This is a genomic window from Streptomyces zhaozhouensis (genome assembly GCF_900230195.1).
In the GTDB taxonomy this organism is placed as follows: Bacteria; Actinomycetota; Actinomycetes; order Streptomycetales; family Streptomycetaceae; genus Streptomyces; species Streptomyces zhaozhouensis.
The window spans coordinates 177,902-200,672 of sequence record NZ_OCNE01000010.1 but is presented as its reverse complement, the minus strand read 5'-3'; the positions used below and the strand labels follow the sequence as shown (position 1 = coordinate 200,672).

The 22,771-nt window shown below is 72.7% G+C and carries 19 protein-coding genes and 1 pseudogene; 12 read left to right on the top strand and 8 right to left on the bottom strand.

Features of this window, described 5'->3' with window-relative positions; translation table 11 throughout:
- Positions 1-113 precede the first annotated feature (113 nt).
- Both CRP51_RS16100 and CRP51_RS16095 read left to right on the top strand, forming a co-directional pair.
- Entirely contained in the window at positions 114-785 is a 672-nt protein-coding gene (locus CRP51_RS16100) for a TetR/AcrR family transcriptional regulator (RefSeq protein ID WP_245880615.1), read from the top strand.
- A gap of 91 nt (positions 786-876) precedes the next feature.
- The gene (locus CRP51_RS16095) at positions 877-2,241 is read left to right on the top strand and encodes a DUF6271 family protein (RefSeq protein ID WP_097231892.1); all 1,365 of its coding nucleotides are present in this window, start codon (positions 877-879) and stop codon (positions 2,239-2,241) included.
- 150 nt (positions 2,242-2,391) lie between these two features.
- Here CRP51_RS16095 and CRP51_RS16090 read toward each other — a convergent pair whose 3' ends face one another.
- The 3 genes from CRP51_RS16090 to CRP51_RS16080 are packed head-to-tail and all read right to left on the bottom strand — an operon-like array spanning position 2,392 to position 5,501.
- Entirely contained in the window at positions 2,392-3,309 is a 918-nt protein-coding gene (locus CRP51_RS16090) for a glycine betaine ABC transporter substrate-binding protein (protein ID WP_097231891.1), read from the bottom strand.
- A 54-nt stretch (positions 3,310-3,363) separates the two neighbouring features.
- Positions 3,364-4,329 (bottom strand): ABC transporter permease, encoded by a 966-nt coding sequence (locus tag CRP51_RS16085; protein ID WP_097231890.1) that lies wholly within the window; start codon positions 4,327-4,329, stop codon positions 3,364-3,366.
- On the bottom strand, positions 4,326-5,501 hold the full coding sequence (locus CRP51_RS16080) for a quaternary amine ABC transporter ATP-binding protein (RefSeq protein WP_439333174.1): 1,176 nt from the start codon (positions 5,499-5,501) through the stop codon (positions 4,326-4,328). Before CRP51_RS16080 ends, CRP51_RS16085 begins: the two co-directional genes overlap by 4 nt.
- A gap of 762 nt (positions 5,502-6,263) precedes the next feature.
- On the opposite strand from CRP51_RS16080, the gene CRP51_RS16075 reads away from it, so the two are divergent.
- The 5 genes from CRP51_RS16075 to rhaS all read left to right on the top strand — a co-directional run bounded on the left by CRP51_RS16075 (position 6,264) and on the right by rhaS (position 12,177).
- Positions 6,264-7,091, top strand: coding sequence for an SAM-dependent methyltransferase (locus CRP51_RS16075; protein WP_097231888.1), 828 nt, complete (start codon positions 6,264-6,266; stop codon positions 7,089-7,091).
- Positions 7,092-7,360: 269 nt separating this feature from the next.
- The gene (locus tag CRP51_RS16070; RefSeq protein WP_097231887.1) at positions 7,361-8,941 is read left to right on the top strand and encodes a sugar ABC transporter ATP-binding protein; all 1,581 of its coding nucleotides are present in this window, start codon (positions 7,361-7,363) and stop codon (positions 8,939-8,941) included.
- Positions 8,938-9,984 carry an ABC transporter permease gene (locus CRP51_RS16065; protein WP_097231886.1) on the top strand — a complete coding sequence of 349 codons (1,047 nt, stop codon included), beginning with the start codon at positions 8,938-8,940 and terminating at the stop codon, positions 9,982-9,984. Before CRP51_RS16070 ends, CRP51_RS16065 begins: the two co-directional genes overlap by 4 nt.
- Complete coding sequence (locus CRP51_RS16060) at positions 9,974-11,083, top strand: ABC transporter permease (protein WP_097231885.1); 1,110 nt, start codon at positions 9,974-9,976, stop codon at positions 11,081-11,083. The genes CRP51_RS16065 and CRP51_RS16060 overlap by 11 nt, the downstream gene beginning before the upstream one ends.
- A complete protein-coding gene (gene rhaS, locus CRP51_RS16055) occupies positions 11,080-12,177 on the top strand; it encodes a rhamnose ABC transporter substrate-binding protein (protein WP_097231884.1) in 1,098 nt (365 codons plus the stop codon). The genes CRP51_RS16060 and rhaS overlap by 4 nt, the downstream gene beginning before the upstream one ends.
- Positions 12,178-12,411: 234 nt before the next feature.
- Here the strand turns inward: rhaS and CRP51_RS16050 are convergent, their stop codons facing one another.
- The 3 genes from CRP51_RS16050 to CRP51_RS16040 all read right to left on the bottom strand — a co-directional run bounded on the left by CRP51_RS16050 (position 12,412) and on the right by CRP51_RS16040 (position 16,335).
- Entirely contained in the window at positions 12,412-13,428 is a 1,017-nt protein-coding gene (locus CRP51_RS16050; protein ID WP_245880614.1) for a peptidoglycan-binding protein, read from the bottom strand.
- Positions 13,429-13,766: 338 nt separating this feature from the next.
- Complete coding sequence (locus CRP51_RS16045; RefSeq protein ID WP_097231883.1) at positions 13,767-14,510, bottom strand: hypothetical protein; 744 nt, start codon at positions 14,508-14,510, stop codon at positions 13,767-13,769.
- Positions 14,500-16,335 (bottom strand): NUDIX hydrolase, encoded by a 1,836-nt coding sequence (locus CRP51_RS16040; protein ID WP_097231882.1) that lies wholly within the window; start codon positions 16,333-16,335, stop codon positions 14,500-14,502. Before CRP51_RS16040 ends, CRP51_RS16045 begins: the two co-directional genes overlap by 11 nt.
- Before the next feature lie 265 nt (positions 16,336-16,600).
- Here CRP51_RS16040 and CRP51_RS16035 point away from each other — a divergent pair, with 265 nt between their 5' ends.
- Positions 16,601-17,425, top strand: a complete 825-nt coding sequence (locus tag CRP51_RS16035) for a class I SAM-dependent methyltransferase (RefSeq protein WP_141514615.1) — start codon at positions 16,601-16,603, stop codon at positions 17,423-17,425.
- A 232-nt stretch (positions 17,426-17,657) separates the two neighbouring features.
- Here the strand turns inward: CRP51_RS16035 and CRP51_RS16030 are convergent, their stop codons facing one another.
- A complete protein-coding gene (locus CRP51_RS16030; protein ID WP_097231880.1) occupies positions 17,658-18,167 on the bottom strand; it encodes a MarR family winged helix-turn-helix transcriptional regulator in 510 nt (169 codons plus the stop codon).
- Between the two features lie 93 nt (positions 18,168-18,260).
- Between CRP51_RS16030 and CRP51_RS16025 the strand changes: the two genes are divergently transcribed.
- The 3 genes and pseudogenes from CRP51_RS16025 to CRP51_RS16015 form a co-directional block, all read left to right on the top strand.
- The gene (locus CRP51_RS16025; RefSeq protein ID WP_212615922.1) at positions 18,261-18,932 is read left to right on the top strand and encodes an FMN-dependent NADH-azoreductase; all 672 of its coding nucleotides are present in this window, start codon (positions 18,261-18,263) and stop codon (positions 18,930-18,932) included.
- 76 nt (positions 18,933-19,008) lie between these two features.
- Entirely contained in the window at positions 19,009-19,797 is a 789-nt protein-coding gene (locus CRP51_RS16020) for an SDR family NAD(P)-dependent oxidoreductase (protein ID WP_097231878.1), read from the top strand.
- 336 nt (positions 19,798-20,133) lie between these two features.
- Positions 20,134-20,993, top strand: a pseudogene (locus CRP51_RS16015) (helix-turn-helix domain-containing protein); the annotation flags it as partial.
- A gap of 39 nt (positions 20,994-21,032) precedes the next feature.
- On the opposite strand, the gene CRP51_RS16010 reads toward CRP51_RS16015, so the two are convergent.
- Positions 21,033-21,887, bottom strand: coding sequence for an NmrA family NAD(P)-binding protein (locus CRP51_RS16010; protein ID WP_097231877.1), 855 nt, complete (start codon positions 21,885-21,887; stop codon positions 21,033-21,035).
- 262 nt (positions 21,888-22,149) lie between these two features.
- Here CRP51_RS16010 and CRP51_RS16005 point away from each other — a divergent pair, with 262 nt between their 5' ends.
- Positions 22,150-22,752, top strand: a complete 603-nt coding sequence (locus CRP51_RS16005; RefSeq protein ID WP_097231876.1) for a TetR/AcrR family transcriptional regulator — start codon at positions 22,150-22,152, stop codon at positions 22,750-22,752.
- The last annotated feature ends 19 nt before the right edge of the window (positions 22,753-22,771 follow it).

Below are 22,771 nucleotides of genomic sequence, written 5' to 3'. Positions count from 1 at the left end.
AGGAGGAGGGCGCGGTCCGCGGCGGCGTCACGTGGGCGGACGGGCGGGGACCGCGACAGCCCGACCTTAAAAGAAACACTCTGTCGCTTTTAGCGAGCGTACTCACTACCCGCTTGCACCGCAACGCCGCCCCTGGTCACAATCAGCTCCCGGGCAACGAGGAGAGGTTGGACGCGGCGATGGCCAACGGCACCGCTGACCGGCAGCCGGCACGCCGCCCCGGCGGCCGCAACGCGCGGGTGCGGACGAGGATCCTCGACGCGACCGTCGAGCTGGTGGCCCGCGACGGCATCGCCGGCTTCCGCTACGAGGAGGTCGCGGAGTGCGCCGGCGTGCACAAGACGAGCGTCTACCGCAACTGGCCGGACCGCGAGGAGCTGGTGGTCGAGGCGCTGCTGCGCTACGCGGAGGACCTCGCCTCGATCGCCGACACCGGAGACATCCACCGCGACCTGGTGGACTTCCTGCTGGCCCTCGCCGGCGGCCTGGAGACGCCGTTCGGCCAGACACTGGAACGCGCCCTCCAGCCCGGACGCCAGAGCCCCACCATCCAGACGCTGACCAGGATCCTCGACCAGCGCGTCGCCGCCATGACGCGACGGGTGGAGACCGCCGTCGAACGGGGTGAACTCCCCCCGGTGGACAGCGGGTTCCTCGGCGAGATGATCTCCGGGCCGGTGCATCTGATCGTCAACCGCGGGGTGCGCCGCTTCTCCCGCGAGGACGCGGAGCGCGTCGTCGGCGTGGTACTCGCCGGCATCCGGGCCACCGCGCCGGAGCGCTGAGCGCGACCGGCTCCGCCGTCACCCCCGCCGACCCTCACCCGGACGGCCGCCGACGCCTGAGAACCCCACGCACGAAGAAGAGAAACCCACGATGGACGCAATCGCCCCGCACCTGGTCGCCGAACCCGCCTTCGCCTCCTCGGTGTTCTTCATCCCCACCAACCGGGACTGCTCCCGCGCCGCCGCCAGCTATCTGAGGGAGCTGGACTTCGCCAGGGAACGGGCCGGCAGGTCGATCCCGCTGGTGGTCTCGGAGACCGACCGGGGACCCAGCGTGCCGGTCAACGCCGAGGCGCTGGCCGCGCTGGCCCGCGCCCGCCCGGACCAGCCCGTCCACCACCTCACCCTGGACGCGCAGCACGCCTACTTCGACGAGCTGCTGCGGGGCGAACCCGCCGCCGTCGCCGAGATGTTCCGCTCGCCGCGACGCAACTACGGCACCGCGATGAACAAGCTCTTCCTGATGACCGCCTCGTTCGGGGCCGACGCCCTGCACCGGCGCGACTCCGACACCCGGCTGCTGGACGAGGAGGTCCCCCAGGCCGCCGGCCGGTTCCCGATCGAGGTGGAGCTGGCGTTCCTGGGCCGGCGCGTCGGGGACGTCGACGCGGACGGGGCCGAGGGCGCGGGTCCGGCCGTCGAGGACGCGCCGGTCTGCGTGGTGGGCGGCAACTACTTCGGCGAGTGGAACCTCGACGTCAAGGACCTCGCGGGGCGTTCCTACGGCATCGTCCACCGGCTCTACGAGATCCTGGGCTTCGCCCCCGAGGACGTGCCCGCGCTGGTCGAGGAGGTCTTCCCGGCCGAGCAGGTGTACGACGGGCGAGACGCGCGGACGCTGCGCCTGGCGCCCAACGAGGGCGCCGACCCCGACTGCGGCAACGTCGCCGTCACCCGCGTGCACGAACTCATGCCGAGCGTGCCCAGCGACAACAACCTGGCCGTCGACTACTTCGGCTTCGACCTGGCGATGGCGCTCGGCATCCCGGCGCTCCACCACACCAGGGCGGTCTTCCACGCCTACCACTCGGGGCGCTTCGTGCCCGAGCAGAAGCGGCTGTACTGGGAGGGCGTCGCCCGGTTCGCCGACTACTTCAACAGCTACGGGCCGCTGTACGAGCCCGGCGCCCTGGGACGCGCCGACCTGGCGGGCGGGGAGCTGATCCCGGCGGAGCTGCGGGCGGCGATCGGCCGCGCGGTCGGCGCGCTGCCGGGCGCCGACCCGGCCGGCCGGGCGGCGAGGATCACGGCGCTCGCCGAGGAGATCCTGATCCCGTTCGACGAGCGGTACGCGCGCATCGGCCGGCATCTGGCGGAGAACGCCGAACGGTACGTGCGCGAGCTCGACGCGGACTACGCGCACCACCGGCTGCTGCTCGACCGCTGGCCCGGACTGGTCGAGCGGGCGGGAAACCTGGACCTCGCGGAGTTCGCGCCCGCGCTGCGCGGGCGGTGAGGCGCGAGGTCCGGGGCGCGAAGTCCGGGGCGTGAGCCCCAAAAACGGGGTCCGGCCGCACCGCGCGCCCGAGGCGGCGCGGCCGCGGACACGGCGCGGCCCCGGTCCGGGGATCGGACCGGGGCCGCGCCGGGGACCGCGCGCCGCGCGTCAGCTGGCGGCCGGCGGGGCGCCGACGACGTCGGCGTTGTCCTCCAGCCACGCCTCGACACCGGCGGCCGGGTCGTCCGCGTGCTCGTTCACGACGAGGTCCTCAAGCGAGCCGTACTCCTCGTCGGAGAGCTTGATGCCCTCGATCCACTCGGCGACCTCGGGGAACTCGTCCGCGAAGCCCTCCTTGCCGAGGAAGTGCAGGGCCTCGGGCTCGCCGAGCGCGCCCTCCGGGTCCTCCAGGTCACGCACGGGGTACTCGGCGTTGGCCCAGAACGGACGCCACAGCGTGACGACGATCTCCTCCTCCTGGTCGATCGCGTTGCCCAGCTCGGTGAGCATCGTGGAGGTGGAGGAGGTCGACAGCGAGTAGCCCGCCTCGTCCAGGCCGTAGGTCGGGATGACCTCGTTCTGGGTGACCTCGGTCAGGCCGGCGCCGGGCTCGATGCCCACGATCTGGCCGCCCAGCTCGTCGACGTGGTCGGGCAGCTGGTCGATCGAGGTGATCTCGCTGTACTCGGGAACGGCGAAGGTGAGCACCGCGTTGTCGTAGTAGGCGCCGATGTCCTCGATGCGGTCGCCGTACTGCTCCATGTAGGAGGCGTGGGTCACCTCGGGCCACGCCGAGGGGAACATGTCGACGTCGCCCTCGGAGAGCGCGGTGTAGAGCACACCGGCCTCGCTGATCTCCTCGTGCTCGACCGTGTAGCCGGCCTCCTCCAGGAGGTTCTCCAGCAGGTAGGCGGTGCTCAGACCGTCGGTCCAGGACGGGATGTAGCCGAGGGTGATGGACTTCCCATCGCCGCCGCCGTTGCTCTCGTCGTCGTCCGAGCCGCCGCAGGCGGCCAGCGAGAGGCCGAGCCCGGCGGCGACCGCCACGGCGGAGAGCTGACGAAGGCGAGGAGTCGGGGTTCTCATGGGGTCTCTTTCTCTTGACGACAGGGGAAGTTACGTCTGGGGGGATGTCGGGCGTCAGGCCGCGGAGACGGTTTCCGCGCCGCGCGGCTCCTTGGCCGGCGGCTCCGTGGCCCCCGCGTCGGCGGCCCGCTCGTTCGCGGCCCGCGAGGCCGCCTGACGGCGGCGGCGCAGGAAGGCGCCGAGCGAGCGCCCGGTGGGCTGCCCGATGGCTCCGGTGGTCCGGTCCAGGAAGATCGCGAGGATCACGATCGCGAGACCGGCCTCGAAGCCCTGCGCGACGTTGACGCGGGAGAGCGACTCGACCACGATCTTGCCGAGCCCGTCGGCGCCCACGAAGCCGGCCATGACGGCCATGGACAGGGCGAGCATGATCACCTGGTTGATGCCGGCCATGATGGTCGGCAGCCCCAGCGGCAGCTGAATGCCCCGCAGGATCTGCCACGGCGTGCCGCCGAAGGCCTGGCCCGCCTCCACGGTCTCCTTGTCGACCTGCCGGATGCCCAGCTCGGTGAGCCGGACGCCGGGAGCCATCGAGAAGACGATGGTGGCCACCACGCCGGGGGCGTAGCCGATGCTGAAGAAGATGACCACGGGCACCAGGTACACCAGCGCCGGCATGGTCTGCATGAGGTCGAGAACCGGCCTGACGACGGCGCTGACCGTGTTGTTGCGGGCGGCGAGGATGCCGACGGGGACCGCGATGACCACCGCGATGAGTGTCGCGATGATCACCATCGAGAGCGTCTGCATCGCCGGCTCCCACAGCTCCATGCTCACGATCAGCCCCGTGCCCAGGAGCACGAAGACCGCGAAGCGGACGGACCTGATGGCCAGCCCGAGGAGCGCGAAGAGGATCACCAGCACCAGCGAGGGCGGCGTCAGCAGCCAGTCGCTGAGCCCTTCGACCATGAACTCCAGCGAGTCCTTGATGCCGTCCAGCAGACCGGACATGTTGTCCTTGATCCACCGGATGCCGTCGTCGACGCGCTCCCCGAGGGGGATGTGCGGCAGCTCGTTCATCGGGTGCCTCCCGCGGTGGTCTCCAGGGCGGCTTCGGCACCACTGGCACCGGGCTCGTCGAAGCTCGGTGGGGTCAACGCGCTGAGCAGCGTCACCCGGGGGATGATGCCGACCAGCGCGCCCGCCTCGTTGACGACGGCCAGCGGGGCGCGGGTCGCGGCGGCGTGCTGGAACAGGTCGGCCAGGAAGTCGTCCGGGCTGACCCGGGCGATGCCCTCGCCGTCGCGCAGCGGCAGCTTCTCGGCGCCGGCGCGCACGGCCTCGGCGATGTCCTCCTCGTAGACCACGCCGTGCACCTGGCGGTCGTTGCTGACGACCAGCAGCGCCTGCGTCTGGTGCTCGCGCATCAGGCGGTGCGCGGCCTTGGGGCCGGCGTTCGGCCCGACGACGGCGACGGGACGCTCCATCACGGCGCCCGCGGTGAGCACCCGGGTCCGGTCGACGTCGGCGACGAACTGGGAGACGTAGTCGTTGGCCGGCTCGTTGAGGATCTCCTCGGCGCTGCCGACCTGCACGATCCGCCCGTCGCGCATCATCGCGATGCGCTCGCCCAGGCGCATGGCCTCGTTGAGGTCGTGCGTGATGAACAGGATCGTCTTGCCGAGGTCGGACTGGAGCTCCAGCAGCTGGTCCTGCATCTCCTTGCGGATCAGCGGGTCCAGGGCGCTGAACGCCTCGTCCATCAGCATGATGTCGGTGCCGGCGGCCAGCGCGCGGGCGAGGCCGACGCGCTGGCGCATACCGCCGGAGAGCTCGGAGGGCATGTGGCCGCCCCAGCCGCCGAGGCCGACCATGGCGAGGGCCTCCTCGCCGGCCTTCTCCCGGTCGGCCTTGTTCACGCCGCGCAACTGGAGCGCGTAGGCGGCGTTCTCCCCCACGGTGCGGTGCGGCAGCAAAGCGAAGTGCTGGAACACCATGCTCACCTTGTTGCGCCGCACCTCGCGCAGTCGGGCGGCGGAGAGGTGGGTGACGTCGTCGCCGTCGATCCGCAGGGTGCCGTCGGTCGGTTCCAACAGGCCGTTGATCATGCGGATCAACGTCGACTTGCCGGAGCCGGAGAGCCCCATCACGACGAAGATCTCGCCGGGCTTGACGTCGAAGGTGGCGTCGATGACCGCCGCGGTCAGTCCCTCGCGGCGCAGCCTCTCTCTGTCGGCTCCCTCGGCCAACATGCGCACACCACGTTGTGGTTTACGGCCGAAAATCTTGGTCAGGCCTGTCGCTTCTATGGCCGGCACGATGCTCCAGGAGTCGGGGACGGGGGGCGGCCGCACTCGCGTATCACACGCCGGGCGGCGGTGTCGGGGGCGCGCAAACCGGTGGCCGGTGGGCCCTGCGACGTCGTCTAGCCTTACACGAGCCGTGCACAAGATGCACACTGCAGGCATTCCGAGGCGGTAACGATCCACCGGAGGCCCGCCCGACCTGGGAAAGCGTCATTTCCGACCTCGCCGGAGGCCCGGGGGGAGGTCGCCCAGGGGTGCCCGCCGGTCACCATCCGTGACTTTCCTCTTCCGTTGAGCGGAAGGCGCAGCTCAGCCCGGGTCTCGCCCGGTCACGCCCGGTGCGCGCGAGGTCGGGACACCCGCGCGACACCCGGAGGCTCCGGGCGCGCGCGGAACGGCCCTCCGCAAGCCCGCTCGGACGCCGGCGCCATACCTCCGTGTTCACCCCATGCCTCGCGCGCCGGCGCACGCCTGGACCGCCCCCATGAAACGTTCGCAACCGCGAAGCGGAGACGACTGCCCCGGGGGCGGCGAGCGCCGCGGGGACACCCCGCCGCCCACGCCTCGGTGCCAGGCGCCGCCTCCTGTGGCTTGATAGAGCGCAGGGACACCTCGGCGGTCGGACCGGCACCGTCGGCCGAGGTCGCCGGAGAGAAGGCGTCCGGTCGAAGCGCCGGCCGCCGGAACCACCGAGGAAGGGACGGCACGATGACCCAGGACGATCGACAGGTTGGCAAGGACGATCAGGAACGCGAGGCCCTGATCGCTCGGATCGACCAATCGGTGCCCCACTCCGCTCGTGTGTGGAACTACATGATCGGCGGCCAGGACTGGTACGAGGTGGACAAGGTCCTCGTCGACCAGCTGATGGCCAACCACCCGGAGGCGAAGGGGCTGGCGATCGCCTCCCGCGAGTTCCTGGTCCGCGCGGTGCGCTACCTGGTCCAGGAGGCCGGTATCGACCAGTTCCTCGACATCGGCACCGGCCTGCCGACGGCCGACAACACCCACCAGGTCGCGCAGCGGTACGACCCGGAGGCGAGGATCGTCTACGTCGACAACGACCCGCTGGTGCTCCTCCACGCCAGGGCGCTGCTGACCTCGACCCCCGAGGGCGCCACGGACTACGCGGAGGGCGACGTGCGCGACCCGGGGGCGGTGCTCGCCGCCGCCGGCCACACCCTGGACCTGGAGCGCCCCGTCGGCCTGATGCTGCTGTCGATGCTCGGCCACATCCGCCCCGACGAGGCGGCCGAGCTGGTCCAGGACTACATGCGGCGGCTGCCGAGCGGCAGCTACCTGGTGACCTGCGACAGCATCGACGACCCGGTGATGATTGCGCTGAACAAGGACTACGCGGCCTCCGGCGCCGTGCCCTACTACCCGCGCAGCGAGGCTCAACTGGCGGCCACCGCCGAGGGGTTGGAGATCGTGGAACCGGGCGTGCTGCCCATCGCCCGCTGGCGTCCCGCGACCTCGGCCGCCCCGCCCACGGACCAGCTCTTCCAGTGGGGACTGGTCGCCCGCAAGCCCTGACTCCCGCGCGGCGGGCGCCCGCCCCCTCCCTCCCCGGGGACGCGGCGGGCGCCCGCCGTTCCGCGCCACGGCCGCGTCGCGCGGCACGCCGGCCGTTCTTCGCCACGGCCGCCGGGTATGGAGTCGGCCCGCCGGGGGAAGCATGGGTACCACCCGCTTCCGTCCCTCACGACCGACGCAGCCTCCCCCGCACCATCCATCGCAACGATCGCTCCGCGCGTCGTCCCACGCCGCGCACATGAAACGATTCACGAGTGAGTGGAGGGTCCATGGCCGCCTCCCGCCCCACCCCCGAGGGCCACCCGGCCCGGGGGGAACACGGGTACGAAACCCCGCGCGACGCCCCGCCCCCGCCGGTCGTCGCCCTGCGCGACGTGTGGAAGAGCTACGGCGCGGTCGCCGCGCTGCGCGGCGCGCACATCGAGTTGCACGCCGGGGAGGCGCACGCCCTCGTCGGCGAGAACGGCGCCGGCAAGTCCACCCTGATCAAAGTGCTGGCCGGGGTGCGGAAACCCGACCGCGGCGTGCTCGAACTCGACGGCGTGCGCACCGAGTTCAAGGGCCCGCAGGACGCCAGGGCGGCCGGCGTCGCCGTCATCCACCAGGAGCCGGCGCTCTTCCCCGACCTGAGCGTGGCGGAGAACGTCTTCGCCGGACGCCAGCCACGCGGCCGGTTCGGCCGGATCGACGAGCGCGCCATGCGCGAGCGGGCGCACGCCCTGCTGGCGCGGCTCGGCGTGCCGCTTGACCCGCGCCGCCCCGCGCGCGGACTGTCCATCGCCGACCAGCAGATCGTGGAGATCGCCAAGGCGGTCTCCCTGGAGACCCGCGCGCTGGTGATGGACGAGCCGACCGCCGCGCTGTCGGGTCCCGAGGTGGACCGGTTGTTCTCGGTGGTGAACGCGCTGCGCGCCGAGTCCACCGCCGTGCTCTTCGTCTCCCACCGCTTCGCCGAGGTCACCGCCCTCTGCCAGCGCGTCACCGTGCTGCGGGACGGCGCCCATGTCTCCACCGGGCCGCTCGCCGAGACCTCCGTCGACCGGCTGGTGGCGCAGATGGTGGGCCGCGAGCCGGACGCCCTGTTCGTGCGGCGACGGGAGCAACGCCCCCCGGGCGACGTGGTGTTGGAGGTCGAGGGGCTGAGCAGGGCCGGCGCGTTCCGGGACGTGGGCTTCCACGTGCGTGCCGGGGAGATCGTCGCGCTCGCCGGGCTGGTCGGCGCCGGCCGCTCCGAGGTGGCGCGCGCCGTCTTCGGCGTCGACCGGCGCGACGCGGGCCGGGTCACGGTCGCCGGTCGCACCCTGCCGGGCGGCCGACCGCGCGCCGCGATGGCCGCCGGCCTGGCCCTGGTTCCCGAGGACCGCCGCCAGCAGGGCCTGGTGCTCGCGGCGTCCGTGCAGCGCAACGCGACGCTGCCGCGCGCCCGCCAGCTCTCCCGCTTCGGCTTCCTCGTCGGCGGCGCCGAACGCCGCGCCGCCCGCGAGTGGGCCGGCCGGCTGCGCACCCGATACGGCGACCTCGACGACCCGGTCGGCACCCTCTCCGGCGGCAACCAGCAGAAGGTGGTGCTCGCCAAGTGGCTGGCCACCGCCCCCCGGGTGCTGATCGTCGACGAACCGACCCGGGGCATCGACATCGGCACCAAGGCCGAGGTGCACCGGCTGCTCGCCCGACTCGCCGCCGACGGCGTGGCGATCCTGTTGATCTCCTCCGAACTGCCCGAGGTGCTTGGCATGGCCGACCGGGTGCTGGTGATGCGCGAGGGCAGGCTGGTCGCCGACCTGCCCCGCGAGGCGGCCGACGAGGAGAGCGTCATCCGCGCCGCCACCGGTCAGGAGGCACCCGCATGACCGTCACCACACGCCCGTCCACGCCGCCGGGGGGACGTCAACAGGAGGGCCGGGCCGCCCTGTTGGACGCGGTGCTGCGGTTCCGCGCGCTGGGCCTGGTCGTCGCACTGGTCCTGCTGGTCACCACCACCTGGCTGGCCAACTCCCGTTTTCTCTCCGCCCAGTCGATCCGCGACATCCTGCTGTCGGCCGCGCTCACCCTGCTGCTGGCGTGCGGCATGACGATGGTGGTGGTCGGGCGCGGCATCGACCTGTCGGTCGCCTCCGTGCTCGGCCTCTCCGCGTTCGGCACGGCGACCGTGCTCGCCGACCACCCCGGGCTGCCCGTTCCGCTGGCCGCCCTCGTCGGCGTCGGCATCGGCGCGGCCTGCGGCGCGGTCAACGGGGTGGTCATCGCCTACGGCCGGGTGCCGGCGCTGGTGGCCACGCTCGGCACGCTCTACGTCTTCAGGGGACTGGTCTACTTCCTGGCCGGCGGCTCCCGGATCAGCGCCGGCGAACTCCCGCGCGGCTTCCTGGACTTCGGCACCGCACGGGTGCTCGGCATTCCCTGGCTCTTCCTGATCGCGGTCGCCGTGCTGCTGACGGTCGGGGAGTTCCTGCGCCGCCACCGCGCCGGCCGCGACCTGTACGCGATCGGCTCCCACGAGGAGGCCGCCCGGCTCGCCGGCATCCCGATCCCGTCCCGGCTGCTGGGGGCCTATGTCGTCTCCGGCACCCTCGCCGGGCTCGGCGGCGTCCTGTACGCCGCCCGCTACGGAACGGTCGACGCCTCCGCCGGCTATGGAATGGAGCTGGACATCGTGGCGGCCGTGGTCGTCGGCGGAGTCGCCATCTTCGGCGGCAGCGGCAGCGTCTTCGGCGCCGCGCTGGGCGCCCTGCTGCTGACCGTGATCAACAACGCCCTGCCGGTGCTGGGCGTCGACCCGTTCTGGCAACGCGCGGTCGTCGGCGCGCTGATCATCGCGGCCATCGCCCTGGACCGGCTGGTCGCGCTGCGCCTGGCGGCCTCGCTCCGCAGGAGGGACGCCGATGTCCACTGAAGCCCCGACCCGCGCCACCCGCGCCCCGCTGCGCGAGGCCCTCCGCCTTCCGCGCCGCCTCGCCGGCTGGGACGCCGCGGTCGTCGTCCTGACCGTGCTGACCCTGGTGGTGGCCTCCGGCACCGTGGAGGAGTTCGGCACCACCAGAAACGCGACGTTTCTGATCCTCGACCTGGCGCCGGTGCTGCTGCTGGCTCTGCCCATGACGCTGATCGTGGTCAGTGGTGAGATTGACCTGTCAGTGGCCAGTACCGTCGGCCTTACCAGTGCCCTGATGGGTGAACTATGGGCCAACGGGCTGCCGTTGGAGACCATCATCCCGCTGGCGGTGCTGGCCGGCGCGGTGTTGGGCGCGTTCAACGGACTGCTGGTCACTGTCCTCGGGCTGCCCTCGCTGGCCGTCACCATCGGCACGCTGGCGCTCTACCGCGGGCTGGCGTATGTGCTGCTGGGCGACACCGCCGTCGCCGACTTCGCACGGGAGTACACCCGTTGGACGATCGGCTCGCTCGGCGACAGCTGGGTGCCCAACGTGGTGCCGCCGATCCTGCTGCTGGTGACGGTCTTCGCCCTGGTCCTGCACGCGACCCCGGTGGGGCGCTCCCTGTTCGCGATGGGTGCCAACGACACGGCCGCCGCGTTCGCCGGGATCCCGGTGGAGCGCACCAAGTTCTGGCTCTACGTGGTCGCCGGCGCGGTCGCCGGACTGGTCGGCGCCTACTGGACGCTGCGCTACTCCACCGCCCGCGCCGACAACGCCGAGGGACTCGAACTCACCGTCGTCGCCGCCGTGTTGCTCGGCGGCGTCTCCATCTACGGCGGCCGGGGGACGCTGCTCGGGGTGGTCGCCGGCGTCGTGCTGCTCACCTCGCTCCAGAACGCGCTCCGCCTGGCGAAGGTCTCCGCCGACGCGTTGACCGTGGTCACCGGCACCCTGCTGATCCTCTCGGTGCTGCTGCCGAACGTCACCGCCGCGCTGCGCGCACGCCTCGCCCGCCGCGCCGCACCGGCCGCTCCCCCGCCCCGGGAGCCCGCGCACCCCGCCCCGGCCCCCCGGGGTCCCGCACCCGAGCCGACACGAAGGGATGGCACGCCATGAACCCCACGCCTCGCGGGAGGACCCGCGCCCGCACCGCCTCGACGAGGGCCCTGGCCCTCGGCGTGCTCCTCGCCGTCCTGGCCGCGTGCGGCGGCACCACCAGGGACAGCGAGGAGGAACGCGACGACTCCCCCGCCGGCGACGCGACCGCCGACCCCGACGCCGAGTACGCGTCGGACCTGAGCGTCGCGATGCTGCCGAAGTCGGTCAACAACCCCTACTTCGAGGCCAGTAGCGAGGGCGCCGAGCAGATCGCCGGGGAACTGGGCGGCTCCTACGAGTACACCGGCCCCTCCGAGGCGTCGGCCTCCTCCCAGCTCTCGTACGTCAACACGCTCAGCCAACAGGCCACGGACGTCCTGCTGTTGTCCGCGAACGACCCCAACGCGCTGTGTTCGTCGCTGGAACAGGCCCGGGGTCTGGACACCACCGTGGTGACGTTCGACTCGGACGTGGCGCCCGAGTGCCGCGACGTCTTCGTCAGCCAGGTCGACGGCGACGAGGTCGGCCGCTCGCTGCTGGAGATGACCGCCGAACAGATCGGCGGCGAGGGCGAGATCGCCGTGCTCTCCGCGACGGCCAACGCCACCAACCAGAACGCCTGGATCGAGATCATGGAGACCGAGCTCGCGGAGAACCCCGACTACGCGGACATCGAACTGGTCGCCACCGCCTACGGGGACGACGAGGACGAGAAGTCCTTCCGCGAGACCCAGGGTCTCCTCCAGGCCCACCCCGACCTCAGGGCGATCATCTCCCCCACCACGGTCGGCATCGCCGCCGCCGCGCGCTACCTCCAGGGCTCCGAGTACGGCGGCGAGGTGGCCCTGACCGGGCTCGGAACCCCCAACCAGATGCGGGAGTTCATCGCCGACGGAACCGTCACCGAGTTCGCGCTGTGGGACCCGACCCAGCTCGGCCAGCTCGCGGTCTACGCGGGCGCGGCCGTCGCCTCCGGCATCATCACCGGCGCGGAGGGCGAGACGTTCACGGCCGGCGAGCTGGGCGAGTACACGGTGGGGCCGGACGGGGTGATCACCCTCGGCCCGCCGACCCGCTTCGACGCGGAGAACATCGACGACTACGACTTCTGACGCGGCGGCCGCCGGCGCGGCGGCCGGGACGCGGTCGCCACGCCCGTCCGTCCCACAGGACCCACAGGACCGACGGGCCCCACAGGAACGACGGGGCCGACGGGAATGACGGGGCCGACGGGACGAGCGCCCCGCCGCGGCCCGACGGAGCGGGACACGGCGGGGCGCTCGCGGCCGACCGGACCGGTGGTTCGGTGACCCACAGCCGCCGGGCGGCTGTGGGTCACCGACCGGTCAGCGCCCGCCCTTGAGCGCGTTCCAGGTGTTCGGCCCCACGACCGCGTCGGCGGCCAGGCCGCGCGAACTCTGGTAGCTGATCACCGCGGCCCTCGTCGCGGGCCCGAACTTGCCGTCGACCTCAAGGCTCAGCCCCAGCGCCGCGTTGAGGCCCCGCTGGAGGTACCGGACCTCGGTGCCGGTCGAGCCGTCGCGCAGCTTGTCGCCACGCGCCGGTGCCGTCTCCAGGGCGGCCCAGGTCTTCGGCCCGACCACGCCGTCGACCTCGGTGCCGATCTTCGACTGGAAGGCCCGGACCGCCGCGGTCGTCAGGGGACCGAACACCCCGTCGTTCTCCAGCTGGTGTCCCGCCGCGGTCAGCCGCTCCTGGAGGCGCGTCACCGCGTCGCCGCGGTCACCCTCGCGCAGCTTGGGGTAGGTTCCCGAGGCGTCGCTCGCGGGCAGGCCGGGGAACGAGTAGCTGATGGCCCTGCCCTGCGCGACGGTGGTCCCGCAGCGGAAGTCGTCCAGCAGCGAGGCGTCCCTTATGACGACGTCGTTGCGCTCGATCTGGAAGTGCAGATGAGGCCCGGTCGAGTGGCCCGTGCTGCCGATCGTGCCGAGCACCTGTCCCTTCTTGATCGTCTGACCGGCGGTGACGGAGCGAGAGTCCAGATGCAGGTATCTGGTCTCCCAGCCTCCCGCGTGGTCGATGACCACCCGGTTCCCCGGGCTCGACGCCCAGTCCGACTGCCGGACCGTCCCGTCGGCGGCGGCGACGACGGACGCGCCGGTCGGGCCCGCGATGTCGAAGCCGGCGTGGGAGTTGCCGGAGCCGCAGTAGCCGTTGGGCGTGCCGGTGATGCTTCCGCTGGCCGGTACGATCATGGCGCCCTGGGCGGCCTGGGCGGGCCCGCCGGACAGCGCCACCCCGGTGGTGGCCAGGATCGCGGCAGTGGCCAGCCAGGAGAGCGGACGCCCCGGGCCCCGACGTCCGGTCAGCTGCTTTTTCTGCGGCGCGGCTTGCGTTGCCATCAATTCTTCCCCTTTGGGCGAGAAGGCGGATCAGCGGGGACCCTGCCTGGGTGTGCGGCCACGGACGAAGTGGCCCTCCGCTTGTTTCCGCCGTCGGCGCTGAGTTAATCGTCTCGCCGCGGCACGCTTTCCCGCCGCGCCTCCGGACTTTGCGGTGCGGTGCGGCATAGGCGCGTGTGCCGGATGCCGCCGCGGGCGGCCAGAAAGGGAACCGACATGGCCCCTTCCGCTTCGCGCTTTCTCTTTCGTGCCCTCGACACGTCCAGTCGTCGCACGTCAGGAGCGTTTCCCGCGTTCCCGGTGCCGCTACGAACGGCCTCTCCCGCGAGAACCCGACCCTAGCGGGCCGTGTCGACACGTCTCGCGGGGCCGCTCGGCGCGAGTCCCCGCACGACGCGGGACACGTCCTCCGGGTGGCCGGTGTGCAGGATCCACACGGCGCATCGGCTCCGCGCCAGGTAGTCGGCGGTCTGCGCGTCGATGATCGGCGGGGCCCCCGCGGCCTGCCAGCCCAGCGAGGCCGTCGACAACTGGCGCAGGCCCAGCCGGCGGGGCAGGTCGAGGAGGTTGGGGCCGAGCGAGTTGAGCCGGGAGAAGTGCTTGAACGTGCAGGCGACGCGGGCGCGCGAGTGGTGTGCGGCGGCGGCCCACAGCGAGTCCGTGGTGTCGAAGTCGGGCGAGGGCAGCAGGGTGCAGACCCGGTGGCCGCCCAGCGCCTCCGCCAGGTCGGTGGGGTGGTCGACCAGGGTGGAGCGGTGCGCGGAGTGCCGGCGGAGCCAGTGCTGGATGACCTTCGACTGGCCCGCGACCACCTGAACGCCGATGTCGGCGACGCCCTCGCGGTCCACGTTCAGTCTGCGGGCGAGGTCGGTCAGCAGGTAGGCGCCGGCCCCGCTGGGGACGAGCACGATCCTGACCTCGGCGGCCAGCGCGGCGACGGTGTGCAGCAGGCGGCCGAAGAGGTCGGGGTCGATACCGAAGTCGCGGTAGGCGTAGGAGGAATAGGACTCGATCCGCCCCAGCCTGCGCGTCGTTCCGTAGCCCGGGAATCTGACGCAGACGACCTGTTCTTCACAGGGCATCGACGCTCCGCAACAGCAGCGCGAAAGCGGGGGTCTTCTCGGTGAGGTCGTCCAGGCCCGTCCTGTCCACCCACCGGTACTCCTCCAACTCGGAGCGGGACAGCAGGATGCGGGGGATCTCGGGGGTGGTGTGACGGAAAAGGAACCAGAGATGGTCGGCGACCCCGTAACGGCATTCCTGCCCCTCGTGCAGCATTCCCCGGAACATCAGTTGGAGGGCGTCCGTCTCGATTCCGACCTCCTCGTGGAGTTCGCGCCGGGCGGCGAGCAGGCCCGACTCCCCCCATTCGCAGTGGCCGGCCGGAATGCTCCACCGTCCCTCGTTCGGGGGTTTGGTCTTTCTCACCACCAGCACGCGGTCGCCGTGCCGCACCACGACTCCGGCGGACACGTGGGCCGGGCGATTCCCGTTGTCGATGACGACGTTCGGACCGGCATGGTCGATACGGGCCGGCCGGACGAAGAGTCGGTGCTGGTTCATTCGTTCCCTCGTGCTGTCTCCCGTTCCCGGGGGATCGACTGCGGCGTTCTCGACGGCCGCGAGACCCGCCGAGAAGCGGTCGAGCACCTCCTGCGCGACGTTTCTGGCGGTGGGTTCGGGGAGGAGGCTGAACAACTGCTCCCGATGGTCCGCTATCTTCCGGGCGGCATCGGGGACGGCGAGGAGCCAGCGGGCCAGTTCGCTGGTGCTTCGCGCGGTCAGCGCGGCCACGGCCGCGCGGCTGGGGAACCGTTCCGACCGGTCCGCCGTCCAGCGGTCCAGAAACCCGTTGATCCTGGCGATCAGCAGGGCGTCGGTCAGTTCGTAGCCGAAGCGGTACAGGTTGTCCGCGTAGTCGAGTCGGCCGGGGAAGATCTGGAGGTACGTCAGGTTCCGCAGCGCGCGGATCTTCACGCCCGGGTGCGCCTGGGTGAGCGCCACCGTGCACAGGGCGGTGTCCGCGGGGAGTTCCAGGGTGTTCCAGAGCTTGTCGAGGCCGGTGATGATCCGGACGCCCCGGCGCAGCATGTCCGTCTCGGGGTCCGCTATCTGCTGGCCCTCCGGCTTCACCGCCGCGGGAACGCGGGCTTCCCCGGCGGACTGCCGGCGCAGCGTGGGATGGGAGACGGCGAGCGGCGAGACGTGCGCTATCTCGACCTTCTCCAGGTTCCTGCCGTTTCTCGCGATGATCCCGGTCAGGAAGTCGGAGGTCTGCGACGTGGTGCTGACGATGGTCAACCGGTCCCGGCTGGTCGCCCGGATCTTGTGCTCCAGCCGCACGTCCGCCTCGGAGAACCGGGAGGTGACCCGGAACCTGACCACCGCCTTGGCCTCGATCTCCGAGGCCAGCGCGTCGAGTTCGCCGTGGGGGACGAACGCGGAGAGCGCGTGTGTCAGCACCAGCTGCCGGTAACCCCGGTCCTCCGCCGCCCTGCTGGCCAGCTCGGTGAGGCAGGCGGAGTCGAAGTCGAATATCTCGATCGCGTGCCCGTGGTACTGGTAACCGAGCACGAACACCCCGCACTCCGACGGTGTGGCGGCCACCTGGGTGCTCCAGCCGCTGCGACGCAGTTCGGCGAGCAGTCGCAGGCCGAGGAACGCCTCCCGGAGTTCCTCGCAGTCGAGATCCTGGCCGCGTGTGACCCTCGCGTTCAGGGTTTCGTAGATGCGCCCGATGCGCCGGTTGTGCCTGGCCCTCTGGACGGTCGCGGTCGTGATCTGACCGAAGGCGACCGTCGTGAGTATGCCCTGCGTGAAGCTCCCCACGTAGCTGGTGGCGAACGCGCGGACGGCCGCCACGAAGAGGGACGAAGCCTGGATGGTCAGGATCAGCGAAACGGCCATGAGGGGGATGGCGTTTCTGGCGGCGAACGCGGTCAGGCCGCGCCAGGTCTTTCCCGGCCCTGGGGTCACGGTGAGAGGTCCGATCCGTCTCGGGAAGTGCCTTTCCGATGTGTTCCGTTCGGCCTGTTCGGCTCGGCACGATGCCGGCTCGTCACCTGTCGACGCGTTGCCGGCTCGACACCCGCTGAACGGGCAAGACCTACCAGCCGTGGGCGGGTGATCACAAGGGGGCGTGGGCGCGGGCGCGGCGGGTAGGGGTTCCGGTGTGCCGGAAGAGTACGCGTACCCCTACCGTCAGGGGCTTTCGTCCTCGGGCCCCTTCCCCTCGTTGACCTCCCGGGTGGCCGACGTGCTCGCCGACCGGTTGCCCTCCCGTGCCTGGGACGTGGTGGTGGACCTCGGCTGCGGGAACGGCCGCCTGAGCCGGCGGCTGGCCGACCGCCTGACGGTCTCGACCGGCTGGATACTCCTCGACCGCGACCGGAGGCTGCTGGTCGAGGCCCATCGCGGCCTCTGCGCGCGGGGGGACCGGGCGGTGCCGGTGGTGGCCCATCTCGACGCCGCGCCGCTGGCGTGGGACCTCTCACCGGCGAGGTCGCTCGTCCTGGTGTCCCACGTGCTCTACTACCTGCATCCCTGGCAGCCCCTCATGCGGGGCCTGATCGACCGGTCGCGCGGGAGCCGACCGACGCCCGTCGTCGTGGTCGTCCTCCACAGCCGCCGCTCCGACTCCTATGTGCTGCGCCACGGCGTGCGGGTCTCGCACGGCGAGGCGAGGCCGAGGATGGCGCACGCCGAGGAGTTCGCGGCGTGGCTGGCGGAACGGGACGTGCCCTGGACGCGGTACCGCGTCTCGGCGTCGTACCGGCCCACCACCCGCCCGATCGGCCTCGGGCTGCGGACGATCGCCGAGGAGGACGGGAACCTCCGTGCGCTCCTCCGGATGTTGGGCCACGCCGATCCCCTCGCCGTGGAGCCGTCGGTCCTGGCGGCGTTCCAGCGCGTCGTGGCCCGGGACGGCCGCGAGCGGCCGCCCGTGTTCGCGTTCCACGAGGACGTCTTCCTTCTGCGCGGCGGTCGGGGGCCGTAGCCGGCCAGGCCGCGTACCGCGTGGCCGAACGCCTCGGCGGCGTCCGTCGCCGTCGGCGGCGGTCCGTGTCCGGCTCCGGCTCCGGCGCACCGCGTCGGCCGGTCGGTCGGTGGTCCACCGTCCCTCCGACGACTGCGGCCCGCGCGTGGCGGGCCCCTCCCCCTGGTCACCGCGCTGGGCGCCTGATCCCCGCCTCGGGCGGCGGGCTCGGGCGGCGCGGCCCGGAGGGCTTTCAGTGCTGGGGCGCGGCACAGGCGTTGTCGGCCTGCCGTCCGTCCTCGATCCGCGCCACGGGCGCGCCGACGAGCCCGCGCAGTACGGTGCGCAGCCGCTCCTGGGTGCCGGCGTCCAGGTCGGCGAGGAGGCTGGTCTCGATCGCCTCGACGTCCGCACGCGCGGCGTCCAGGGCGCGTCGGCCCTCCTCGGTCACCTCGATGATGCGGGCCCTGCGGTCGGCGGGGTCCGGACGGCGGCGGACCAGCCCGGCCGCCTCCAGTTCGTCGAGGACCAGGACGAGTTTGCTCTTGTCGACCGAGACGGCCTGGGCCAGCGAGAGCTGGCTCCGCACGGGGGCCTCGACGACGGCCATCAGGACCGTGTAGCCCCACAGGCTCATCCCGTGCTCGCGCACGACCGACGCCTCCGCCGTAGCGAGGCCCTGCTTGAGCCGGGCGAACAGCCAGTGCAGATCGCTGTGGAGCCGGCCGGCCGACGCCCGGTCGCCGGTGGGGGTGAGGGACATACCAGCAGACTAGCAACGCTTCAAAATCGTCTTGATTCGAGATTATCTTGGGTTAGCCTGTTCTCGACATCAGATCATCTTGCCTGGGAGGGAATGGCTGTGGCGCATCTGCTGCACCTGGATGCCAGCGCCCGCACCGACTCGTTCTCGCGGGAGCTCGGCGCGGCCTTCGTCACACACTGGGAGGCCGCCCATCCGGAAGGCACCCACACCTATCGGGACCTGCTGGCGGAGCCGGTCGCCCCCCTCGACGAGGCCCGGGTGAGGCTGGCGACCCGGTCCTCCCTGAACGGCGTGCGGGACCTCGCCGCCATGGACGAGGTGGCGGCCGCGCCGGAACTGGCCGAGGCTTGGGCGGCGACCCGCCCCCTCGTCGTCCAGCTCCTCGCGGCCGACGTCCTGCTCATCGGGACGCCCATGTACAACTTCTCCGTCCCCGCGGCCCTCAAGGCGTGGATCGACCGGGTGACCCTGCCCTGGCTGCCGCTCGCGGGGAAGTCCGCGGTGATCCTCAGCGCCCGCGGCGGCGCCTACGGCCCCGGCACTCCCCGGCAGCCGTTCGACTTCCAGGAGCCCTATCTGCGTGCCTACTTCTCGGCACTCGGCCTGGAGGACGTGGAGTTCGTGCACACGGAGCTCACCCATGCCCCGGTCATGCCGTTCCTGAAGGAGTTCCGCGATGCCCACGAGGCGTCCCGGGCCACCGCCCTGCGGGCGGTCGAGGCGCTGGCCGCCGGCGTACCGGCCGGGGCCCGGGCGAGCTGAACCGTTCCGCGGGGCGGAGCCCGGCCTCGCCGCCGCGAACCCCTTCCCACCACTACACGAGAGGACATCCCGCACGATGGACACCGCACTCAGGGACCGCGTGGTCCTGGTCACCGGCGCGTCGACCGGTATCGGCGCCGCGACCGCCCGCGCCTACGGGCAGGAGGGCGCCCGCGTCGCCCTCACCTACCGCGGCAGTCGGGAGAAGGCCGAGAAGGTCGTCTCCGAGATCGAGGCCGCCGGCGGACGGGCCCTCGCCGTCCGGCTCGACCTGGAGGATCTGCCGACCATCGAGGAGGCCGTGACCTCGGTCGTCGAAGCCTGGGGCGGGGTCGACGTGCTCGTCGCCAACGCCGTGCGCTGGGGCGGCGACGGTCCGCCGGACCCGAGCATCCGCTTCGAGGACGTGTCGCTTGAGGAGTGGCAGGCCATGATCGGCGCCAACCTGATCGGCGCCGCCGCCCAGGTCCGGGCGGTCCTGCCGGACATGCGCTCGCGCGGCTGGGGCCGGATCGTGCTGATCTCCTCGGGCGTCGCCGAGGAGGGCGTGCCCGGCCCAGGACCGTACGGCACGGCCAAGTCGGGTCTCCACGGCCTCGCCCGCGGCCTCGCCTGGGAGGCCGGTCGCGACGGAATACTCGTCAACGTGGTGGCCCCCGGCTTCACGTTGACCGACAGCCGACCGCCCATCCCCCAGGCGATCGTCGAGCGGCTCGCCGCCGGCACGCCCACCCGTCGTCTCTCCGACGCGGACGACGTCGCCAAGCTGGTCCTGTTCCTCGGCTCGGGAGCCAACGGCAACCTCACGGGCGAGCTCGTCCGCGACGGCTCGTCCGCCGCGCGCGCCCCCCACGTCGGCCCCTGACACCGCACCCGCGGCTGGCCGAGGCTCCTCGAACCGTCCCTCCGCACCCGGGGTTCCGTCCGGCCGGACGGAACCCCGGGTGCTGGTGCGCCCGCCGCCTGGCGCGGCCGGCCGAGGAGGGCCGGAAGAGCCACTTCTCGCCCGGCCGGCTTCCCTCCGCGCACTCGCCGGAGCACCCCTCGCACCCCTCGCACTCCTCCGGGTCGCCCTCGGGTCGCTCGCGGCGTCCCTCTCCACGGCGGTGAGAAACCGGTGGGGGCGGCCCATCGCTCCGGTCAGCGCGGGGCGAGCGCTCACACCGTCCACGCGTCCGTCTCGACGGTCACGTGCGGGGCCAGGTTCCTGATGGAGCCGGACCGGGGGCTGGAGGCGTTGGCGGAGGCGTTGGCGGAGGCGGACACGGTGATCGTGCCCGGGTGGGCGGACGCCGCGCGGGAGCCGCCGGCCGCCCTGGTCGACGCGGTACGGACCGCCCACGAGGCGGGGGCGCGGGTGGCCTCGCTGTGCACGGGCGCGTTCGTGCTGGCGGCGGCCGGCCTGCTGGACGGGCGGCGGGCGACCACGCACTGGGCGCACGCCGCCGTGCTGGCGGCGCGCCATCCCCGGGTCACGGTCGACCCGGGCGTGCTGTACGTGGACAACGGAACGGTGCTGACCTCGGCGGGCAAGGCCGCCGCGATGGACCTGTGCCTGCATCTGGTCCGTCTCGACCACGGCTCCGCGGTCGCCAACACGCTCGCCCGCCGGCTGGTGGTCCCGCCGCAACGGGACGGCGGGCAGGCCCAGTTCGTGACGACGCCGCTGCCGGCGCCGACGCACCACCGCTGGAGGGGCTCTTCCCGTGGGTGATGGGGCGGCTGGACCAGCCGTTGACCGTGGAGGACCTGGCCCGGCGCGCGGGCATGAGCGCGCGCCACCTCGGGCGCCACTTCCGCGCCGCGACGGGGACGACGCCGCTGAGGTGGCTGCTGACCCAACGGATACGCCGGGCGCAGGAGTTGCTGGAGACCACGGGCGACACGGTGGACGCCATCGCGACGGCCACCGGCATGGGAACGGCGACCACGTTGCGCCGCCACTTCCAGCGCACGGTGGGGGTTCCGCCGGACACCTACCGCCGCACGTTCCGGGCGCGGACGCCGAGCGGGGCGAGCGGTGGTCCGGCCCGTGCCCGCCGCGCGTCCTTCGGGGCGTGAGCGGACCGGCGACCGGGCGCTCAGCCGGCGGCCCCGGCCTCAGGCGGTTCGGCGGGCCGCGAGCCGGTCGGCGGCGGTGCGGGGCTCGCGCCCCAGGAGTTCGCCCAGCAGCGGGCCGGCCTCGGCGAAGTGGCCGGTGCGGGCGGCCTGGTACCAGGTCAGCAGGAGCCGGGCCATTCGCTCCGGCACACCGCTCGCGACCTGGTCGGCGACCCACCGCGCGTCGTCCACGACGACGCGCCTGACGGCGGCGCCGGTGAGCCCGGAGGCGATGCCGGCGAGTTCTTCGAGGGTGACGGCGGTCGGCGCGGTGAGGGTCACGGGGCCGTCGAAGGCGCGGTCGCCGGCGAGTACGACCGCCGTGGCCTCGGCGATGTCGTCCCGGTCGGTGTACGGCACGGGGCCGTCCGCCGGCTGGGCGATCACGCCGGTCCGCCGCCACGGGCCGAGGACCTGGTCGAGCGGGCCGTAGGCGCCGTTGCGCAGCGCGGTCCAGGCGACGCCGGAGTCGTCGAGGACCGCCTCGGTGGCGCGGTGGATGTCCGACGGCGGGTACGGGTTGCCCGGGACGGCGCCCTGCTGGCTCGTGTAGACGATCCGTCGGACGCCGGCCTCGACCGCGGCCCCGACGGCGTTCCGGTGCAGGGCGACCAGGTCGGCGGCCGGGTCGTTGCCGGACACCAGGAGGACCTGTTCGGCGCCGGCGAAGGAGTCACGCAACGCGGCCGGGTCCTCGTAGGAGCCCTGCCGCACGCGCACGCCACGGTCGGCGAGGTGACGCGCCGCGGCGGCGTCGCGGACGCTGACCCCGATCCGGTCGGCGGGCACGCGCCGCAGGAGGTGCGCGACGGTGGCGCCGCCCAGCCCACCGGTGGCGCCGGTGACAACGATCATTTCCTCACCCTTCCTGAGCGCCCACGGCGTTTTCCGGCCGTTCACGGCGTCCACCGTGACCGTGGGCCGGCCATAAGTTGACCACTCCGGTCAGTTTCTCTTCCGTCTGCGACCGTAGGTAACTGACTCGGCGAGTCAAGTCCCGCCCGCGTGTGATGCGATGCCCGCGGTCGGAGCGGTCGGAGCGGTCGGAGCGGTCGGAGCGGTCCCTACGGTCCGCACGGTCCGCACGGTCCGCACGAGAAGGAGGCAGGTGAGGGCCATGGCCGGTGCGACGCCTTCGGGACCCGGGCTGCGCGCCGACGCCCGGCGCAACGCGGAGCAGATCCGCGCCGCCGCGATCGGCGCCTTCCAGGGGCAGGGTCTGACGGTGCCGCTGGAGGAGGTCGCCAGGGCGGCCGGGGTGAGCAAGGCCACCGTCTTCAACCGGTTCGGCGGGCGGATCGGCCTCATCGAGGCCGTCATCGAGGAGGTCGTGGCGAGCGAGCTGTCCGCCGTCATCGACCGCTCGCGGACCATCGACGACGCCGGCGAGCGGATCACCCACTACCTCACCGCGCTCCGCGACCTCCAGTACCGGCAGCCCGCCTTCAACGACGTCCTGTTGCGGACGTATCCGGATTCACCGGGGCTCATGGAGATCTGCCGGGTCGGCGGCGAGGCCAACGAGGAGTTCGTCGCGGCGGCACGGGCATCCGGCGCGCTGCGGCCGGAGTTCACGGCGGGCGACCTCCAGGCGCTCGTCGTCGACAACGCCCTCGCCCTCCGGCACGGCGAGCGGCCGGGACGGGACGACTACGACCGCCGCACCCGGTACCTGCTGGACGGGATCCGGGGGCACTCCCCCGCCCCCGGCGGCCGCTGACCGCGCGGCCGCCCCGCGG

What these genes read in the sequence shown, in the direction of transcription:
- CRP51_RS16080 (WP_439333174.1), bottom strand. Translation starts at nt 5,501, where the DNA reads ATGTTGGCCGAGGGAGCCGACAGAGAGAGGCTGCGCCGCGAGGGACTG.
- CRP51_RS16025 (WP_212615922.1), top strand. Translation starts at nt 18,261, where the DNA reads ATGGCTGTGGCGCATCTGCTGCACCTGGATGCCAGCGCCCGCACCGAC.
- CRP51_RS16085 (WP_097231890.1), bottom strand. Translation starts at nt 4,329, where the DNA reads ATGAACGAGCTGCCGCACATCCCCCTCGGGGAGCGCGTCGACGACGGC.
- CRP51_RS16075 (WP_097231888.1), top strand. Translation starts at nt 6,264, where the DNA reads ATGACCCAGGACGATCGACAGGTTGGCAAGGACGATCAGGAACGCGAG.
- CRP51_RS16030 (WP_097231880.1), bottom strand. Translation starts at nt 18,167, where the DNA reads ATGTCCCTCACCCCCACCGGCGACCGGGCGTCGGCCGGCCGGCTCCAC.
- CRP51_RS16005 (WP_097231876.1), top strand. Translation starts at nt 22,150, where the DNA reads ATGGCCGGTGCGACGCCTTCGGGACCCGGGCTGCGCGCCGACGCCCGG.
- CRP51_RS16095 (WP_097231892.1), top strand. Translation starts at nt 877, where the DNA reads ATGGACGCAATCGCCCCGCACCTGGTCGCCGAACCCGCCTTCGCCTCC.
- CRP51_RS16050 (WP_245880614.1), bottom strand. Translation starts at nt 13,428, where the DNA reads ATGGCAACGCAAGCCGCGCCGCAGAAAAAGCAGCTGACCGGACGTCGG.
- CRP51_RS16065 (WP_097231886.1), top strand. Translation starts at nt 8,938, where the DNA reads ATGACCGTCACCACACGCCCGTCCACGCCGCCGGGGGGACGTCAACAG.
- CRP51_RS16020 (WP_097231878.1), top strand. Translation starts at nt 19,009, where the DNA reads ATGGACACCGCACTCAGGGACCGCGTGGTCCTGGTCACCGGCGCGTCG.
- CRP51_RS16010 (WP_097231877.1), bottom strand. Translation starts at nt 21,887, where the DNA reads ATGATCGTTGTCACCGGCGCCACCGGTGGGCTGGGCGGCGCCACCGTC.
- CRP51_RS16060 (WP_097231885.1), top strand. Translation starts at nt 9,974, where the DNA reads ATGTCCACTGAAGCCCCGACCCGCGCCACCCGCGCCCCGCTGCGCGAG.
- CRP51_RS16090 (WP_097231891.1), bottom strand. Translation starts at nt 3,309, where the DNA reads ATGAGAACCCCGACTCCTCGCCTTCGTCAGCTCTCCGCCGTGGCGGTC.
- rhaS (WP_097231884.1), top strand. Translation starts at nt 11,080, where the DNA reads ATGAACCCCACGCCTCGCGGGAGGACCCGCGCCCGCACCGCCTCGACG.
- CRP51_RS16070 (WP_097231887.1), top strand. Translation starts at nt 7,361, where the DNA reads ATGGCCGCCTCCCGCCCCACCCCCGAGGGCCACCCGGCCCGGGGGGAA.
- CRP51_RS16045 (WP_097231883.1), bottom strand. Translation starts at nt 14,510, where the DNA reads ATGCCCTGTGAAGAACAGGTCGTCTGCGTCAGATTCCCGGGCTACGGA.
- CRP51_RS16040 (WP_097231882.1), bottom strand. Translation starts at nt 16,335, where the DNA reads ATGGCCGTTTCGCTGATCCTGACCATCCAGGCTTCGTCCCTCTTCGTG.